Annotated in this window: 17 protein-coding genes and 1 riboswitch; of the genes, 16 read left to right on the plus strand and 1 reads right to left on the minus strand. The window is 56.2% G+C overall.

Features of this window, described 5'->3' with window-relative positions:
* Positions 1–44 precede the first annotated feature (44 nt).
* The 11 genes from EKM95_RS05505 (at position 45) to EKM95_RS05555 (ending at position 12,631) form a co-directional block, all read left to right on the plus strand.
* Positions 45–3,371, plus strand: a complete 3,327-nt coding sequence (locus EKM95_RS05505) for a DNA polymerase III subunit alpha (protein ID WP_125696848.1) — start codon at positions 45–47, stop codon at positions 3,369–3,371.
* An 88-nt stretch (positions 3,372–3,459) separates the two neighbouring features.
* Positions 3,460–4,419, plus strand: coding sequence for a 6-phosphofructokinase (gene pfkA / locus EKM95_RS05510; protein ID WP_125696882.1), 960 nt, complete (start codon positions 3,460–3,462; stop codon positions 4,417–4,419).
* Positions 4,420–4,498: 79 nt separating this feature from the next.
* The gene (gene pyk, locus EKM95_RS05515) at positions 4,499–6,265 is read left to right on the plus strand and encodes a pyruvate kinase (protein WP_125696849.1); all 1,767 of its coding nucleotides are present in this window, start codon (positions 4,499–4,501) and stop codon (positions 6,263–6,265) included.
* A gap of 330 nt (positions 6,266–6,595) precedes the next feature.
* A complete protein-coding gene (locus EKM95_RS05520) occupies positions 6,596–7,063 on the plus strand; it encodes a DUF441 domain-containing protein (RefSeq protein ID WP_125696850.1) in 468 nt (155 codons plus the stop codon).
* 11 nt (positions 7,064–7,074) lie between these two features.
* Positions 7,075–7,941, plus strand: a complete 867-nt coding sequence (locus EKM95_RS05525) for a CvfB family protein (RefSeq protein ID WP_125696851.1) — start codon at positions 7,075–7,077, stop codon at positions 7,939–7,941.
* 13 nt (positions 7,942–7,954) lie between these two features.
* The gene (xerD, locus tag EKM95_RS05530; RefSeq protein WP_125696852.1) at positions 7,955–8,836 is read left to right on the plus strand and encodes a site-specific tyrosine recombinase XerD; all 882 of its coding nucleotides are present in this window, start codon (positions 7,955–7,957) and stop codon (positions 8,834–8,836) included.
* A gap of 492 nt (positions 8,837–9,328) precedes the next feature.
* Positions 9,329–9,721: an N-acetyltransferase gene (locus EKM95_RS05535; protein ID WP_125696853.1), complete on the plus strand. Its 393-nt coding sequence runs from the start codon at positions 9,329–9,331 to the stop codon at positions 9,719–9,721.
* Complete coding sequence (locus EKM95_RS05540; RefSeq protein ID WP_125696854.1) at positions 9,696–10,421, plus strand: segregation and condensation protein A; 726 nt, start codon at positions 9,696–9,698, stop codon at positions 10,419–10,421. The genes EKM95_RS05535 and EKM95_RS05540 overlap by 26 nt, the downstream gene beginning before the upstream one ends.
* Positions 10,421–11,056 carry an SMC-Scp complex subunit ScpB gene (gene scpB, locus EKM95_RS05545; RefSeq protein WP_125696855.1) on the plus strand — a complete coding sequence of 212 codons (636 nt, stop codon included), beginning with the start codon at positions 10,421–10,423 and terminating at the stop codon, positions 11,054–11,056. The genes EKM95_RS05540 and scpB overlap by 1 nt, the downstream gene beginning before the upstream one ends.
* A complete protein-coding gene (locus tag EKM95_RS05550) occupies positions 11,046–11,777 on the plus strand; it encodes a pseudouridine synthase (protein WP_125696856.1) in 732 nt (243 codons plus the stop codon). Before scpB ends, EKM95_RS05550 begins: the two co-directional genes overlap by 11 nt.
* 59 nt (positions 11,778–11,836) lie before the next feature.
* Positions 11,837–11,958: riboswitch (FMN riboswitch) on the plus strand.
* A gap of 91 nt (positions 11,959–12,049) precedes the next feature.
* Positions 12,050–12,631 carry an ECF transporter S component gene (locus EKM95_RS05555; protein ID WP_125696857.1) on the plus strand — a complete coding sequence of 194 codons (582 nt, stop codon included), beginning with the start codon at positions 12,050–12,052 and terminating at the stop codon, positions 12,629–12,631.
* Positions 12,632–12,727: 96 nt separating this feature from the next.
* Here EKM95_RS05555 and EKM95_RS05560 read toward each other — a convergent pair whose 3' ends face one another.
* The gene (locus tag EKM95_RS05560; protein ID WP_125696858.1) at positions 12,728–12,970 is read right to left on the minus strand and encodes a ferredoxin; all 243 of its coding nucleotides are present in this window, start codon (positions 12,968–12,970) and stop codon (positions 12,728–12,730) included.
* Between the two features lie 28 nt (positions 12,971–12,998).
* On the opposite strand from EKM95_RS05560, the gene EKM95_RS05565 reads away from it, so the two are divergent.
* The 5 genes from EKM95_RS05565 (at position 12,999) to rpsA (ending at position 18,345) form a co-directional block, all read left to right on the plus strand.
* Positions 12,999–13,991 carry a helix-turn-helix domain-containing protein gene (locus EKM95_RS05565; RefSeq protein WP_125696859.1) on the plus strand — a complete coding sequence of 331 codons (993 nt, stop codon included), beginning with the start codon at positions 12,999–13,001 and terminating at the stop codon, positions 13,989–13,991.
* Positions 13,978–15,396, plus strand: coding sequence for a RecQ family ATP-dependent DNA helicase (locus tag EKM95_RS05570; protein WP_125696860.1), 1,419 nt, complete (start codon positions 13,978–13,980; stop codon positions 15,394–15,396). The genes EKM95_RS05565 and EKM95_RS05570 overlap by 14 nt, the downstream gene beginning before the upstream one ends.
* A gap of 55 nt (positions 15,397–15,451) precedes the next feature.
* Positions 15,452–16,042, plus strand: coding sequence for a LysM peptidoglycan-binding domain-containing protein (locus tag EKM95_RS05575; RefSeq protein WP_125696861.1), 591 nt, complete (start codon positions 15,452–15,454; stop codon positions 16,040–16,042).
* Positions 16,043–16,284: 242 nt separating this feature from the next.
* Entirely contained in the window at positions 16,285–16,965 is a 681-nt protein-coding gene (cmk, locus tag EKM95_RS05580) for a (d)CMP kinase (protein WP_125696862.1), read from the plus strand.
* 72 nt (positions 16,966–17,037) lie between these two features.
* The gene (gene rpsA / locus EKM95_RS05585; protein ID WP_125696863.1) at positions 17,038–18,345 is read left to right on the plus strand and encodes a 30S ribosomal protein S1; all 1,308 of its coding nucleotides are present in this window, start codon (positions 17,038–17,040) and stop codon (positions 18,343–18,345) included.
* Positions 18,346–18,359: the final 14 nt, after the last annotated feature.

An 18,359-nucleotide genomic window follows, 5' to 3' on the forward strand; every position in this document is an offset into this window, starting at 1 on the left:
GTGACATGCTTGCAGTCGGGTATAATGGAAGGTGAGGTGGCAATATGACGTTTACCCAATTACAAGTGATCAGTAGCTATAGCTTACTGAAAAGTCCATTGACGGTGGCCCAACTCGTCCAGACGGCCAAGGCGCGCGGCTATGACGCGATCGCGCTGACCGATCTCAATGTCGTGTATGGCATCGTCGAATTCTACAAAGCGGCGACGAAAGCCGGCATTAAACCCTTGCTCGGCCTCCATGTCGCGCTTGAGACGGGGGATTGTTTGCTGATCGCCGAAACGACGGCTGGCTATCATCAGCTGCTCAAAGTCTCAAGCGCCATCAAGTTGGCCGATCACGCGCTGACCATCCCGGAGCTGCCCCTATTTTCCGGCCTGGCAGCGATTCTTCCAGGCGCGGCCCTGCTGACGCAAAACGATGCGCAGTCCCAGCAGGTTCCGGCAGAGGCAAAAGTGGCCGCCATCGCCGATCGCCAGCCAGCCGACTTTTACCTGGGTGTGACGGCAGCCGACCTGACGACAGCCCTTCCTGCTTTTGCCCAGAGCCATGACATGCCGCTGATCGCACTGGGCAACGTGGCGTATCTGGACCCGCAAGATGCGTTTTTGAAAAAAGTGCTCGAGGCGATCGACGACAACACGTTGCTTAATCAGCACGATCCGACCCTGATGGATGCAGGCCCAGATTGGCTGCCGAAACCCGACGTCGCAGCAAAGCCCTTCGTGGATGCGGGCTTTGACAGCGCACTGGCCTCGCAGGCGGCGCTGGTTGCCAAAATCGACGCCGAGATCGTCTTCCGTCAGCCCCAGCTACCGCATTTTGCAACACCTGACGGGGAACCCTCGAAAGCCTATTTGACGACGCTGGCAGAAACGGGGTTGGCCAACCGTTTTGCCGGCCAGGCTGTGCCACAAGCCTATCAGAAACGCCTGGCATATGAACTCGGCGTGATCGACCAAATGGGCTTTGCCGATTATTTTCTGGTCGTGTGGGATGTGATTCACCACGCGCATGAAGTCGGCATCATGACTGGGCCGGGGCGCGGCTCGGCGGCGGGCTCACTGGTCAGCTACGCGCTGGCGATCACCGAGGTCGACCCGCTGCAATACGACCTGCTGTTTGAACGGTTCCTCAATCCGAATCGGAAAAACATGCCGGATATCGATCTGGACATTCCGGATGACCGCCGCGCGGAGCTGATTCAATATGTGCATGACCGCTATGGGGATGACCACATGGCGCAGATCATCACGTTTGGCACATTTGGAGCCAAGCAGGCGTTACGCGATGTCGGCCGGGTGATGGGGCTGTCGCAGGGGGATCTCAGCAATTGGAGCAAGGCCGTGCCCAGCGACCTCCATATCACATTAGCAGACGCGGTGAAAAAATCGTTGCCGTTGCGTAATCTCATTACGGATCGACCGGAAAATCAACGGCTGTTCAACATCGCCGTGGCGCTGGAAGGCCTGCCGCGCCACGACTCGACCCATGCGGCTGGCATCGTGCTGGCGCAGGAGCCACTGACCGACACCGTGGCCCTGCAGACTGGCAGTGACAACATCGCCCAGACCCAGGTGGCCAAGGATGATGTCGAGGCACTGGGCTTGCTGAAGATCGACTTTCTTGGCCTGCGGAATCTTAGTATTTTAGCGGAAGCCAGCAAGCTTGTTGCGCGTTTGACCAGTAAGTCGTTTGATCCGAAACAGATTCCACTGGATGATCCGCAAACGCTCGCGCTTTTTGCCCGGGGGGACACCAATGGCGTGTTCCAGTTCGAAAGTGCCGGCATCCAGGCCGTCCTGAAGCAGATGCAGGTGAGCCAGTTCGAGGATGTCGTGGCGGTCAACGCCTTGTATCGCCCAGGGCCAAAGGATTATATCAACGAGTTCATTGCCCGCAAGCGCGGCGACAAGCCTGTTGTGTACCCCGTTGCGGCCCTCGAGCCGATCTTGCACAGCACATATGGCGTCCTCGTTTATCAGGAACAGGTCATGCAAGTGGCCAGCGCCATGGCCGGATTTTCCCTGGCGGAAGCGGACACGCTGCGCCGGGCGGTCAGCCATAAGGAGCAGGCAACGCTGGATGCACAGCGCGCCAAGTTCGTGGCCGGCTCGCAAAACAAGGGCTACGACGCCCAGACGGCCGAGACCGTGTTCGACTACATCGATAAATTTGGTGACTACGGGTTCAACCGCAGTCACGCCGTTGCTTATAGCATGGTGGCGTGCTGGCTCGCGTTTATCAAAGTGCATTACCCGACAGCGTTTTTCACCGCGGTGATGAATACGTCCTTCAACAACACGCCGAAATTGCGGCTATATGTGCAGGAGCTGAAGCGGCGAAAACAGCCAGTGCTTGGCCCGGATATCAATGCCAGCCAGCGGTTTTTCACACTTCAAGCGGATGGGGCGATTCGCTTTGGCCTGCTCAATGTCAAAGGGGTGCGCAATGATTTTGCCTCGGCGGTGCTCAGTGCGCGGCAAAGTGGGGCCTTCGCCTCCCTGCGGCAATTGCTGCAGCGGCTCGACGTGAAGTGGCAAAAACAAGAGATGCTGATGCCATTGATCGAGGCGGGCGCCTTTGACAGCTTGGAATCCAACCGCGCGGCGCTTGCGGCGGGGCTGGATGAATTGATCGACTCGGTGCGTCTGGCCGGCAATGACGTTGCGCTGTTTGCGGTGCTTCAGCCAAAACCGGTCGCGATCGCGGATTGGTCGGAAGGCGAGCGCATCGAGCGGCAGGCAGACGTGCTGGGCGTCTATCTGTCGGGCCATCCAGTCGACCGCTATGTGGCGCAACTGGGTGGATTTCATCACATCACCCCGGTCGTGCAACTGGTCGAGGATAGCAAGGTCGAGGTCGTGCTGGTCGTGCGCCGCATCAAGCGCATCCGCACGAAAAAAGGGCAGGAGATGGCCTTCATCGACGGGCAGGATGCGACTGGGGCCACTTCCGTCACAGTTTTTCCAAATCAATTCCAAGGGGTGGCCGACCTGGCGCCGGATAGCGTGATTCTGGTCAGCGGCCGCACCGAGATGCGCAACGACAACTTGCAACTGATCGCCGACAGCGTGGTCAGCGGTGAGGCGGCCGTGGCGGCACTGCCTGCGGGACAGTTGTTTCTTCAGCTGCCAGGGAATGTGACGCAAGCAGCCCAGCGCGACTTACTGAAAGTTCTGCGCGACCATCGCGGCTCGATTCCTGTGATCACTGTGAATGCCGCCAGCAAGGAATCCGTGATGCTTGCGCGAACCTACTGGGTGCAGGTCGACGACGATTTGTTGGGCCAAATACGTGCACAATTGGGCGAAAAGAACGTGGTGTATCGCTCAAACAAACAAAAAAGCGCAACAAACGTAAAATCTTGAACAATAGGCGACTTTTTTTCTGAAAAGTGTTATGATTTCTGTGTTTGGGGCCCCGTGGTCCTAAAAAGAATATTCATGAGGTGAAATGATGAAACGCATTGGGATCTTGACTAGTGGTGGCGATGCTCCGGGCATGAACGCAGCCGTTCGCGCCGTCGCACGCAAAGCCTTGCATGAAGGGCTTGAAGTCTACGGTATCAACTATGGCTTTGCTGGTTTGGTGGCCGGTGACATTTTCCAGATGGACGCAGCTTCCGTCAGCGATGTCATCGGTGTCGGTGGGACCATGCTTTATTCTGCACGGTACCCTGAATTTGCCGAAGAGCCAACTCAGCTCAAAGGCATCGAGCAGCTCAACAAGTTCGGCATCGACGCGCTTGTCGTGATCGGTGGCGACGGTTCCTATCATGGCGCACTGCGCTTGACCGAACACGGCTACAACGCGATCGGCCTGCCAGGGACCATCGATAACGATATCCCTTACACCGACTTCACGATCGGCTTTGACACGGCGGCGACCACCGCACTGGATGCAATCGACAAACTGCGCGACACCGCGAAGTCCCATGAACGCACATTCGTTGTTGAAGTGATGGGTCGCGGCGCAGGCGATATCGCCTTGTGGGCCGGCGTTGCTGGCGGTGCGTCCGACATCATCATTCCAGAACACGACTATGACGTGAAGAAGGTTGCGGATCACTTGCGTTCGCAGCGTCAACGCGGCCAAAAGCACGGCATCGTTGTGATCGCTGAAGGCGTCATGAGCGCCGAGAAGTTTGCTGAGGAACTCGGCCAGTATGGCGACTTCCAGCTGCGTGCGACCACGCTGGGCCATGTTCAGCGCGGCGGCAGCCCAACTTTGCGTGATCGCGTTTTGGCTTCCCAGATGGGCGCCTATGCGGTCGAATTGTTGATGGCTGGCAAGGGCGGCTTGGCCGTTGGTGTGCTCGACAACAAGCTTGTTAACCACCCGATGACGGATCTGTTCAACGCCAAGCATCACGCGGAATTGTCCCTGCACCAACTTGCGGACGATCTCGCTTACTAATTTTCAGGCACCATCAATTTCTGGTAAATCTGACGTTAAAGTCATGTTTATAAAAAATGTCAAAGGAGCGATTTCTTATATGAAAAAGACCAAGATCGTTAGCACGCTTGGCCCGGCGTCAAACACGACGGACATCATTGTTAAATTGATCGAAGCAGGGGCTAACGTATTCCGGTTCAACTTCTCTCATGGGACCCATGAGGAACATCTCGAACGGTTGACGATGGTTCATGAAGCAGAAAAGATCACCGGCAAAACAGTCGGCATCATGCTAGACACCAAGGGCGCCGAGATCCGGACAACGGTTGAGGACACCCCGACTGGCTACATCGAATTCACCACTGGCGATGTGGTTCGCATCTCAATGGATGCTGATCTCAAAGGGACCAAAGAAAAGCTTGCTGTGACATACCCAGGTCTGTATGACGACACCCATGTCGGCGGCCACGTGCTGTTCGATGATGGGCTGATCGACATGCTGATCACTGAAAAAGATGAAGCCAACAAGGAATTGGTCACCACCGTTCAAAACGATGGCTCTCTTGGTAGCCGTAAAGGTGTCAACGCACCTGGCGTCTCCATCAACCTGCCTGGGATCACGGAAAAAGATTCCGATGACATCCGCTTCGGCCTGGATAACGGCATCAACTTCATCGCCGCATCCTTTGTCCGTAAGCCTCAGGACGTCCTTGATATCCGCGAATTGCTCGAGGAAAAGGACGCGTTGAACGTTCAGATCTACCCGAAGATCGAATCCCAGGAAGGCATCGACAACTTCGATGACATTCTCAAAGTCTCCGATGGGCTGATGGTTGCCCGTGGCGACATGGGTGTCGAGATTCCATTTGAACATGTGCCGATCGTTCAAAAGGAATTGATTCGCAAGTGCAACGCTGCTGGCAAGCCAGTTATCACGGCCACCCAGATGCTCGATTCCATGCAGGAGAACCCACGCCCGACCCGTGCCGAAGTTAACGACGTTGCGAACGCTGTTTTCGATGGTACCGATGCGACGATGCTCTCCGGCGAATCTGCTAACGGGAAGTACCCTGTTGAATCTGTTGCCGCCATGGCGACGATCGATGACTACATCGACAAGCAGATCGAGATTGGCCAGCCATATGAACTGAAGGACTTCGGCAAGGAAAGTGTCACCGAGTCTGTCGGCCGCGCAGTTGCGTTGACCGCCGCAAAACTTGGCGTCAAGACCATCGTTGCAGCCACCCAGTCCGGCTACACCGCACGCATGATCTCCAAGTATCGCCCTTACGCGAACATCTTGGCGATCACGTTTGACGAGAAGACCCAGCGCAGTTTGACCATCAACCGCGGTGTTTTCCCAGTCATCACGGAAAAGCCAGAGGGCACCGATGCAATGTTCGACCTTGCGACCAAGAAGGCCCAAGAGCTCGGCTTTGCTGAAGAAGGCGATCTGATCTTGATCACCGCTGGCGTGCCGGTCGGCGAAAGCGGCACCACCAACGTCATGAAGGTTCAATTGATCGGCTCTAAGCTGGTCGAAGGTTCCGGTGTTGGCGATGAAGCAACGGTCGGCAAGGCTGTCGTTGCCGCAAACGCGACGGAAGCTGCCTCCAAGATGCAAAAGGGCGACATTCTGGTCGTTAAGACCACCGACAAAGACTACCTGCCAGCAATCGAAAAGGCTGCTGCGCTGGTCGTTGAAAATGGTGGCTTGACCTCTCATGCAGCCGTTGTCGGCATCGCAATGGGAATCCCAGTTGTTGTCGGCGCAACCGACGCAACGACGCTCATCACCGATGGTCAAGTGATCACCGTTGACTCCCGTCGTGGTATCGTCTACAAGGGCGCAACCAATACCCTGTAATAGCAGCTCTTCAGAAACGCCTGGCGAAATAAAGCCAGGCGTTTTTATTTTGGGAGGGTGTGCAGGCTCGCGGGATGGTGGGCCAGCTAACTTGGCTCCGGTGCTTGGGGCGCACTTCGCCCCGAGCGCACAAGACAGTTAGATGACCCCACCATGCGAGCCGGAACCCGACTGAAAGGGTGTGGCGGTGCGTGGGATTCGAATGACACTCAGGCTGTTTACACATCACGAACAACTCGGTGGAAATCGCCAAATAATTTATGTTAACTAGCTCGACATTGGCCGTCTGAGCAGGTACACTGGTAGATGACTAAAAACTGGAGGGACGATATGGAAAGCTGGTTGTTTTTGCTTGGGGTGCTGGCGATCGCCGCTTTTGCGAAAAATAAGGCGCTGCTCATCGGGGTTGCCTTTGTGATCGTGCTCAAGGCACTGCCGCCGCTGCATCCGTTCATGAAGCTATTGCAGACGCAAGGCATCAACTGGGGTGTGACCGTGATCTCCGCGGCGATCATGGTGCCGATCGCGACCGGCGAGATCGGTGTCAAAGAATTGCTGAAAACATTTAAGTCGCCCGCTGGCTGGATCGCAATCGCCATGGGGGTGCTCGTGGCTGTTTTGTCGGCAAAAGGTGTTGGCCTCTTGGCGGCGAGCCCGGAGATGACCGTCGCGCTTGTGTTCGGGACGATTCTTGGCGTGGTGCTGCTCAAGGGCATCGCCGCCGGGCCGGTGATCGCCAGTGGCATGACCTATGTGATTCTCACGGTCTTTAATATTCTGCCTGCCGCAGTGAAATAAGGAGAGAAACAATGGACTTTAATGGACAGATCGTGTCGGCGAAGGTCTCGGACCACAATGACAAGCAGGTCTTCGCACAATATGATGGCGTCACGCTTGCCATCGATCGAAAAGAATTCGAGATCTTGCCTGAAGTGGGTAGCCTCGTTCAGGGCTTTGCGTATGAAAATCAACACGAAACGCCTCGCCTGACGACCCATTTACCAAAGGTCGGGCTAGATCATTATGCATTTGGGACCGTGGTCGAGGTGCGCCGCGACCTGGGCGTGTTCGTGGATGTCGGTCTCGGCGATAAGGATATCGTGGTGTCGCTTGATCAATTGCCTGAGCTGGCGCGGCTGTGGCCGGCGCGCGGGGATCGGCTAATGATCGCTTTGACCATTGACAAAAAGCATCGGCTGTGGGGTCAGTTGGCGGACGAAACAATCATCAATGCGGTCGCCAATCAGGCCAAGCCGGCGATGAATAATCAAAATGTCACCGCGACTGTTTACCGCCTGAAGATCGCCGGGACGCATGTGCTCACGGATGATTTTTACCTTGGGTTCATTCATCCCGATGAACGTGATGAGGAGCCGCGGCTTGGGCAAGTGCTGCATGCGCGCGTGATCGGGGTGCGGCCGGATGGGGAACTTAACCTGTCGCTTCGCCCGCGTGCCTACGAGGCGATCTCAGATGATGCCGAAATGGTGCTGGCGGTCTTGCAGCATACCCAGGATGGGTCGATTCCATACACGGATAAATCCGATCCAGAGGCGATCAGCAAGGCATTTGGCATCAGCAAGGGCGCGTTCAAGCGTGCATTGGGCCACTTGCTCAAGGCCCGCCTGATTGTTGAGGCAGACGGCAAGACGATCTTGCTAGCGAAAAAAGAGTGAGGAGGCTGGCTGCATGGATGATCTGATCGCAGATTTCGTGCATTATCTCGACGTTGAGCGGGGCCTGGCGAAAACCACACAGACCAGCTATCAGCAGGACTTGCGCGAATTTTCCGCGTGGCTTGAGACACAGCAGATTCAAACAGTGCCAGAAGAGCGGCAAGTGATCGAAGAATTTTTGGCCGCGCAATCCACGCTCAAGGCGGCCAGTTCGATGAGTCGAATGATCTCGGCGATGCGAAAATTCTATCGGTATTTGATGCGTGAATCTCGCATCACTGAGGATCCGATGGCGTTGATCGATTCGCCGAAGCCTGCGCAGCATTTGCCGGCCACCTTGACGACGCCGGAGATCGAGCGGTTGATGGCCGCGCCGGATACCGCAACGCCACTGGGCTTGCGCGACCGCGCGATCTTCGAGCTGATGTACGCGACGGGCCTGCGCGTGTCTGAGGTCGTGGACCTTCAGCTTGGCGAGATGCACTTGGCGCTGAATCTGCTTCAGGTCACCGGGAAAGGCGATAAACAGCGCATTGTGCCGATCAGTCCCCAAGCCGTCGAGTGGGTTCAGCGGTATCTCGACGTGGCAAGGCCCCCGCTGACGAAAAAAACGGCGCCGGACGAGGTCTTTGTGAACTTCCACGGCCACAAGCTGACGCGCCAAGGCATCTGGAAAAACCTGAAGGCCTATATCGCCGCGTTGAATATTCAAAAAGACGTGACACCGCATACCTTGCGTCACAGTTTTGCGACGCATCTGCTCGAAAATGGGGCGGATCTGCGCGTGGTGCAGGAACTCTTGGGGCATAGCGACATTTCGACCACGCAGATCTATACGCATTTGAGCAACAAGAAGCTGGTCGAGGTGTACCACAACACGCATCCCCGCGGGTGAGTGCGAATGCAGCGACGCGGGCGTAAGCTTTCGCGCCGCTGTGGGAATGGAACCGTTTTACTTTTTTAACGTGTTTCTTCTATTATATAGGGCGCTTTTGGGGAAGCGTTACGCGCGGACGGGGTAGACCTGGAAAAAGATAGTGGTTGCCCCGCCATCCCGCGGGCCTACGCACCGTATTTGGGCTTCGCGGGGCAGGGGTGAGTCATCCGGTTGACCTGGGCACTTGATGGCTAAGTGCGCCATCAAACGTCCAGGCCGAACTAGCTGATCACCCCAAAACGCCCCGCTCCGCACCCTTTCCAGTTGGGCTTCGGCCCGCATGCCGGAAGCATCTAGGTGGCTCATGCACTCGATGGCTGAGTGCGCCATCAAGCACCTGAGCCAGCCTAGCTGTTCTGCCATCCCGCGGGCCTACGCACCCTTCCAATTTCCCTGCGTTCCATTTTATGGTACAGTATGCTCGAGAGTGAAGCTAATGTGGAGGCTGTTATGCTGACGAAATACAAGAATGATTATGAGAAGATCGCGATGGGATTTCTCTCCTTCGCGCCGGACTTGAAGGACATTGACCATTTGCGCAGTGAACTCAAGCTCTACACGGAGGACGAGGGGCACGCCCTTTATCTTTATCGTGAACAGCACAACGCCGACTTTGTGGGGATTGTCGGCGTTGAGACGGGGGATGATTTTGTCCTCGTGCGCCATCTGTCATTGTCGCCGAATGTGCGCGACCAGGCGACGCAGTTTGCGGTGCTCGATGATCTGGCTGGCCTTTATCGCGATAAGCGGTTGATGGGCTCATTGGAGTACACGCCGTTGATCTCCGCATTTTTGCAATACAGAAAAGAGGATCTGCATGGCACTGACACTGGTGCTGAATGACTTTTCGGGGCCGCTGGATCTTTTGTGGCACCTGATCAGAACCAATGAGATCGATATATACGATATCCCGATCGCAGAGATCACCAGTCAATACCTCAATTACCTGCACCAGATGCAGCAATTGCGGCTGGATGTGGCTGGTGATTATTTTGTGCTGGCGGCGAGCTTGATGGCGCTGAAAAGTCGGATGCTGTTGCCCCAGCCGGAAGAGGTCGATCAGCCGGCTGAAGAGTATGATGATCCGCGTGCGGACTTGGTCGCCCAGTTGTTGACGTATCAGGTCTATCAAAATGCGGCTAAAAATCTGCAGCAACGTGAGACGCAGCGCAGTTTATCGTATGCTAAGCCGGCGTCTTTGCCGACCGCGGATGTCCATGTTTCCATGGCCCCCGGCGCAATCAAGTTGCGTGACCTGACCACGGCCATGCAGCGTGTGGTCGCCCAGCAGGTTGCCACCGCGACGACCATCGCGCATATTGAAGCGGAGCCTTTGTCGGTGCAAAATCGCATCGCCGAGGTCCTCAAGCAGCTGCATGAATGTGTCCAGTGTGATTTTGCCAAGCTGGTTGCCCAGCGTACAGTCGATGGGGTGGTGACCACTTTTTTGGCCATTCTAGAATTGATGAAAAACGATCAGATCGATTGTGCGCAGGACGCACCATTTGAGCCGATCATTGTGACGTTGAAGGAGGCGAGCTGATGCACGGGGTGATCGAAGCGGTGCTTTACACTGCCGGTGAGGCCGGCGTGACGCTGGAAGATTTCGCGCAGGTGCTCGGCATCTCCAGTGCGGCGATGCGCCAGCAGCTTGATGATTTCCAAGACGCGCTGGAACACGATGATAGCCGCGGAACCATGGTGCGCGTTTCTGACGATCGGTATTTTTTGGTGACAAAACCCACCTACGCCGACACGTTGCGGCGTTACTTTTCCGGTCCGCCGGCGCAGGGCCTCTCGCAGGCGGCGCTTGAAGTGCTGGCCATCATCGCTTATCAGCAACCAATCACGCGTCTGGAGATCGACGATGTGCGCGGGGTCCAAAGTAGTGGGGCGTTGACCACGCTGGCTGCGCGTCAGCTGGTTCGAGAAGCCGGCCGCAAAGACGCACCGGGCCGGCCAATCTTGTATGCCACCTCCGATTTTTTCCTGGATTATTTCGGGTTAAAAAATCTGGACGCGCTGCCGCCGATCGACCAGGCGCCCGAGGGCCCGCAGCAGGTAGACCTGTTTAAGGACTTCAACGACACATTCAATGACGATCTAGATAACACGGAACAGGAACCTGAAGATCAAGACAACACGGATCAAGGAACGGAGGCCAGCGATGGTGAATGAAGAACGATTGCAAAAGGTGATCGCCGCAGCCGGCGTCGCATCACGGCGCCATGCGGAGGTGCTGATCCAAACCGGGCATGTGCAAGTCAACGGCCAGGTGGTGACGACCCTTGGCACGAAAGTCACCTCAAAAGACGAAGTGATGGTCGATGGCGTGCCGCTTGGTAAAGAGCCACTCAAGCACTTACTGTTTTATAAACCCCGGGGCGTGATCACGGCAGTCAGCGATCCCAAACACCGCCGCGTCGTCACCGACTTTTTCGAAGACGAAACGGTGCGGTTGTATCCGGTTGGCCGGCTGGATTACGATACGTCGGGCCTGCTCTTGATGACCAACGACGGTGAGTTTGCCAACATGTTGATGCACCCGAGCTTTGGCATCGACAAGAAATACGTCGCCAAGGTGCAGGGCATCCCGACGCGCTTGGACCTCTTGCCGCTGAAGCAGGGCCTGACGCTGGATGGTAAGCGCCTCGCGCCGGCCAAGTACAACATTTTGTCCAGCGATAAGAAGAAGCAGACGGCGATCGTTGAGCTGACCATTCATCAGGGCATCAATCACCAGGTCAAAAATATGTTCAAGGCGGTCGGCTTTCCCGTGATCAAATTGGCGCGGGAACAATACGGCGCGCTGACCTTACAGGGGCTTCAGTCGGGGGATTACCGACCGTTGAAGCCGGCAGAGATCGCGGACCTGAAAGCACTTGCACAAAAGGGTTGATTTCATCAGCTTCTTGGGTTACTATCTTTTAGTGAGCAATGCTCATAAAATAAAATATGGTTCGTCTTCAGGGGCAGGGTGAAATTCCCGACCGGTGGTGAAAGCCCACGACCCGCGCAGTGCGCGGTTGACTCGGTGTGATTCCGAGGCCGATAGTATAGTCTAGATAAAGAAGATGGGGCTTTTTTGAACTCGCATTCAAAATAAGACCCGCTCCCCTGTTGGAGTGGGTCTTTTTGCTCCTCTGAAGCGGCCGCATGGAGGGTTTTTCTATGTCTGGTCAAAAGTTGCACCGCTTAGTCGGCATCGCGCTGCTGGCAGCCGTGGGGTTTGTCCTACAGCTGTTCATCGCGTTCCCGATCATTCCGGCGTTTCCGTTTCTCAAGCTGGATCCATCAGATCTGGCTGTGTTGCTTGGGGGCTTCATTTACGGCCCGGTGGCGGGCATCGGCGTCGCCTTTTGCCGCAGCCTGCTACATTTTCTCATCACCGGGCCGAATCTCATCAACTTGGTGGGGGACCTGGCGGCGTTCATCGCCAGCGTTGGCTTCATGATTCCGGTGGTGCTGGCGGTGCGCAAGGGCAATAGTATGTGGCATCAAGTCGGTGGGCTGATCGGCGGGACCTTCAGCCTGACGGTCATCATGAGTTTCCTGAACTGGGTCGCCATCATGCCAATGTATCTGGCCGTGATGAATTTCCAGCTGGGGATGTCCACGACCAAGTATGTTCTGATTGGTGTCGTGCCATTCAACCTCATCAAGGGCGCCGTGATCTCCGTCCTGTTTTTCGCCTTGGCGCATGCGATGATGCCATGGCTGGAAAAACAGCGGGCGCTGCACCCGGCGCGGTAAGTTAGACAACTAAACAGGCGGTTAGTCGACAACAATGTGTTGCCGGACTAGCCGCCTTTTTGTGTGAGTCAAAATTTCAAATGGCGCGCCAACTCATCATCCCTGATCCGCGGAAAATGGCTGGTCGCTGCGTGTGATCGCATGGGTCGGGCAGCGGCGGTACGCAATCTTGAATGCAACTTGTTGGGCGGCATCAAGCGGCACGCTGCCCGTATTGCCATCGGGCTGGTAACTGGCGATGCCATCCGCGTCATAGGAAAAAAGTGTCGGCGCCAGCATTTGACATAAACCGCAGGCGATGCACATTTCTCGGTCCACTTTCGCGTATACTATTGTCATAAGAATTCCTCCAAAAGGACTGATCGCGATGCTCACAGCGCTCTTACTGCAATTATTTGGTGACGATCCGCGCCGGGAAACGGGCGTTTATTTGTTGCTGACCGGCAAACGGACCGTTTCGGTACTGTATGCCGGCATGCGCGCGCACATCTTGCAATGGCTCCTTTTGTATCCTACGTTGGCCCGCACAGATTATCAAGCCGCGATCGCCCAATTGATTCGGGCTGGGGTATTGGCGAAAACAGACAGCGGGCTGATTCTGACAGATAAAAACGCGCAAGTGCGCGCGGCGCAGGCGATTCAGTTGCCGGACGCATATCGTCCGTGGATGGGCCTGACTGCCTTTGACCAACGCCTGACGCTGGCCGTGCAGGCGGTCTCGGAAAATGGGGCGGGGGTTCATCACTATCGGCCCGCGGTGAGTGATTGGGGCGTTCAGCAACAAGTGCGCCGCTGGTACAAACAAGGCATCCAGCCTCACACATTTGCCGATGAGTTGCAGTCGCTGTTCGCGGCGCTTCCCCAAGCGGCAGGGGATGTGCTTGCGGCTGGCTTCATCGGCCATGAGTTTGTCGGCAGTGGCCAAGGTGACCTGGCCACTCAGATGCGGCGGACCCAGGCCCTGGCCCAGCTGGTCACCCTGCTCGACGAAAATACGCAGAAGTGGCCCCAAACAGCTGCGCTTTGGGGCGGACGGCAAGCCATTTTTCCACGAACGCAAACGCAGATCGTCGACTTGCTGGATCAGGGCTTCTCGCGTGAGGCGATCGGCCAGCGGCTTCGCGTGCGGCCGAGCACCGTGAACGAGCACCTCCTGACCGCCGCCATCATGGGCCAAGCCCTGCCACTTGAGGGTCTCTTTCCCGCGGGGGTGAAGGGTGCATTCGATCAGGTGCCCGATGCCGCCGAGACGAATTATCAAACGATATTGACGCAGGTGCCTGCCAGCGACTTTTTCCAGGTGCGGTTATTTCAGATCTTGCAATTTCAAGGAAGGTGGCCGGAAAATGATCGATCTTGATGCGATGCTCCAGCAAAAATTTGGCTTTTCCGCGTTTCGCCCCGGCCAGCGGGAATTGATCGAGGCGACGTTGCGCGGCCAGGATGCACTGGGCATTCTACCCACCGGCAGCGGCAAGACACTATGTTACCAACTGCCGGGGCGCCTGCAGCCGGGGCTCGTCGTCGTGGTGGAGCCACTGCTGGCGCTGATGGCAGATCAAGTGGCGCGGCTGCAGGCCCGCGGTGAGCGGCGGGTGGTGGCGCTGGGCAGTGATCTCAGTCCGGATGAAGCCCGCTTTGTGAAAATGCATCTGGCGGATTACCGGTTTTTGTTCATTTCCCCGGAGATGCTGTTGCGCGGCGATGTCCAGGCACTGTTGCGGCAACTGACGATCAGCTTATTTGTGGTCGATGAGGCGCATTGTATCTCGCAGTGGGGCCCCGATTTTCGGCCGGCCTACTTGCAGCTGGGCAACGTGATTCATGCGTTGAAACCGCGCAGTGTGTTGGCCCTGACCGCGACTGCCCCCAACCGCGTGCAACAGGATATCGTCAATGGGCTCGGGCTTCGGCAGCCGTTTGCTTTCATCGCCTCGGTCGACCGGCCCAATATTTTTATGGGCGTGATGCAGGTGGCCGATGCGCAGTCTAAACACACTGACTTACTCGCGGTGACCCAGGCCGTGCAGGGACCGAAGATCTTGTACTTTGACCGCCGCCAGCAGGCCGAAGAAGTCGCCGCCCAGCTTCAGGAAAAAGGCCAATATGCCGCCTTTTATCACGCCGGCATGACCGCTTCGGCTCGCGAACTTGTCGCCCGGCAGTTCATGGTCGATCAAGTCGATGTGATCTGCGCCACCAGCGCGTTTGGCATGGGCATCGACAAACCGGATGTGCGGCTGGTGTGCTATACCTATCTGCCCGAATCGCTCGAGGCCTTCACCCAAGGCATCGGCCGGGCGGGGCGCGATGGGGCGCAAAGTGCGGCCTTGTTGCTGCTCGCCCCGGCCGACATGGCACGCGCCAGCCAATTTGCGTCGACGTTGCCCGATGCCAAAATGATCAAGACAATTTTCGCCCATCCGGAGCTTTACACCAAGATGAACGACCCGCAGATCGACCTGATCGAGGCCTATATCCAATCCGGTTTTTCAGAAGCCGAGACCCTGGCGAAGCTGACCGCCCGGCTAGCCGAAAAACAGGCCAGCTTGCAGGCCATGGTGGGCTTCGTCAACGCGCCCGGCTGCAAGCGGGCCGCGCTGGTCGCGCACTTTGATGACCTGGTGCCCACTCATACCGATCTGTGCTGCGGCGAATTAACGCCGGCCGTGATCGCGCAACTCGCACCGGCGACCGCGGTCAAGTCGCAAGCGCCGCAAGCCTGGCAAGCGGTGTTTAAGCAGATATTTACTTTTGCCAACTAATATTACCAGGCCGGCTATGCTACAATAAGATGAGTTTAGTGAGGAGGATCGTCACATGCACAATACCCCAGATAAGCCGACCAAGCCGAAGCAGGCAGAGGAGCAGCCATGGGCCAAGCAATTCGATGACGACCAAGACGACGCTGGCAATCTTTCCCGCGTGGCATCGCGCCGGAAAAAACACGGCAATCGCCTATTATGGGTCATCCTATGGGTACTTTTGGCGCTGGTGGTCATCGTTCCGGTGACCTACCAGGTGCTCAAGACAAATTCGGTCAACTCCGGTGGCAACTATGCCGGCGAAAAGATCGTGGTCGACAGTTCGAAGAAATCATCATCGAGCAGTAAACAAGCCAGCTCGAGCAGCAGCACCGTTTCCAAGTCGTCGAGTAGCAAAGCGTCAAGTAGCCAGGCATCCAGCAGTTCGGTGGCGAAGTCAAGCAGCTCCTCGGTCGCAAGCAGTTCGTCCTCAAATGCCAGTTCCAGCACTTCTGGGATGACGACGTACACGGTCAAGGCGGGCGAAAATCCTTACCGCATCGCGCTCAACCATGGCATGACGCTGGCAGAATTTTACGCGGCGAACCCGGGTGTTGAGGCAAATGGGCTCACGCCAAATCAGCAAGTGAAAGTCAAAGCCCAATGATCTCACAGATTGAGTCGGTGACGGCTCAATTTTTTTGGGGAAAAAAGAAGTGGGTCAAATGTCTGGTTTGGGTCCGACAGGAAAGTGTCTCAACAACCAGGTCCGAACTCGGGCCAGGGGCTTGAGGCCTTAGCTGCTCGGCCCGGACATTTGGCCCACGACACTGCAGAGACAGTGGGAAACTATCCAGAAACTAGAACGCAACCGCCAGTCCTCGCACTGGCAAAAAGGAGACGTATTTCATGCAGATCGCCATTGATGGCCCGGCCGGCTCCGGGAAAAGTACGATCGCCAAATTGGTCGCAACAAAATTAGGGTTCATCTACTGTGATACAGGCGCCATGTATCGCACCGCGACCGTGATGGCCTTGCGCCAAAAGTTGCCACTGGGCGATGAGGCTGCGATCATGGCCCAGCTCAAGGACCTGACCATCACGTTCAAGCCAAGCGCAGAGGGTCAACTGGTCTTTATGGACGGGGAGGACGTGACCCTGGCCATTCGGGAACCCGACGCGACGAATAATGTCTCGCAAGTGTCCGCCTTGCCGCAAGTCCGTGAAAACATGGTGGCGCGCCAGCGTGAGATCGCCGCCAACAATGACATCGTGATGGATGGCCGCGACATTGGCACCACTGTTTTGCCAGATGCCGAGGTGAAAGTGTTCATGGTCGCGTCTGTTGCCACGCGCGCCCAGCGCCGGCACAAGGAAAATGTTGAAAAGGGCATCATGACCTCGGTGGCCGATCTTGAAAAAGAGATCGCGGAGCGTGACCGCAAAGATTCCAGTCGCGCGGTGTCGCCATTGCGCAAAGCGGCGGACGCCGTTGAGATCGACTCAAGCAACATGACCATCGACGAAGAAGTGGCTGAAATTTTGGCGCTGGTGAAAACTCGTCGCGGCGCAAATGAAACTGGCAGATAAAGTATTGGTAATTTTGTCCTGACTCAGGTACAATATGCTTTGTATGACAGTCGTATAGGAGGATTTTTTGGCATGAGTGAAAACAACGTAACGAACGAGAACGCGGAGACGATGGCAGATGCGCTGAATAGCGTTGAGACTGTCCACGTCGGCGATACGGTCAAGGCTGAGGTCTTGGCAGTTGAAGACAAGCAACTGGTAGTAGGTATCGAGGGCACCGGTGTTGAGGGTGTCGTTCCTCTGAAAGAATTATCTACTCAGCCAATCGAAGATATCAACTCGGTTGCTAAAGTCGGTGACAAGCTTGATCTTGTCGTCATCTCCACGATCGGCAAAGACAAGGAAAACGGCCAGTACCTGCTTTCCAAGAAGCGCCTCGAAGCGCAAAAGGTCTGGAAAGACATCCAGGCGAAATTCGATGCTGGTGAGACCATCACCGCACCGGTCACCAGTGTTGTGAAGGGCGGCCTTGTTGTCAATGCCGGCGTTCGCGGCTTCATCCCGGCTTCCATGGTCGAGGATCACTTCGTCGAAGACCTTGCTTCTTACAAGGGTCAAGACCTTGAACTGAAGATCGTCGAGATCGATCCGGCTGAAAACCGCCTGATTCTTTCCCACCGTGCGATCGTTGAAGCCTCCAAGAAGGAAGCCCGCAAAGAGATCTTTGAAAAAATTCAGCCAGGCGATGTGATCGAAGGTAAAGTTGCTCGTTTGACCAACTTCGGTGCATTTGTTGACCTTGGCGGCGTGGATGGTTTGGTCCATGTTTCTGAGATCGCATTTGACCACGTTGACAAGCCGAGCGACGTGCTCAAAGTCGGCCAGGATGTGAAGGTGAAAGTCCTCGCCGTTGACGAAGACCGCGACCGCATCTCCCTGTCCATCAAGGCGACCTTGCCACAGCCTTGGGACAACATCGAAAGCGAAGCCCCAGAAGGCAGCGTCCTTAAAGGGACCGTTAAGCGCCTGACCAGCTTTGGCGCATTCGTTGAAGTCTTCCCTGGTGTTGAAGGTTTGGTCCACATTTCCCAGATCTCTCACGAGCACATTGAAAAGCCGCAAGATGTTTTGGCAGAAGGCCAGGAGATCGACGTTAAAGTCCTTTCCGTTGACCCGACCCAGCATCGTCTTGCCCTTTCCATTAAGGCTTTGACCGAAGCACCTGCTGGTTCTGAGAGCCACGAAAACAACAACAGCAACAACCGCGGTGGCAACCGCAGTAGCAACCGTGGTGGCGAAAGCCGCGGCCGTCGTGGCGGTCGTCGTGAAGAGCACACCGCCATCCCAGCTGAATACCAGCAGGATGACTCTGGCTTTACCTTGGGCGATTTGATCGGCCAACAGCTGAAAGACGCTGCAAAAGGTAACGACGAAGACTAATTTTCGCTGAGACC

The sequence above is a fragment of the Lacticaseibacillus yichunensis genome, from assembly GCF_003946405.1.
GTDB lineage: Bacteria > Bacillota > Bacilli > Lactobacillales > Lactobacillaceae > Lacticaseibacillus > Lacticaseibacillus yichunensis.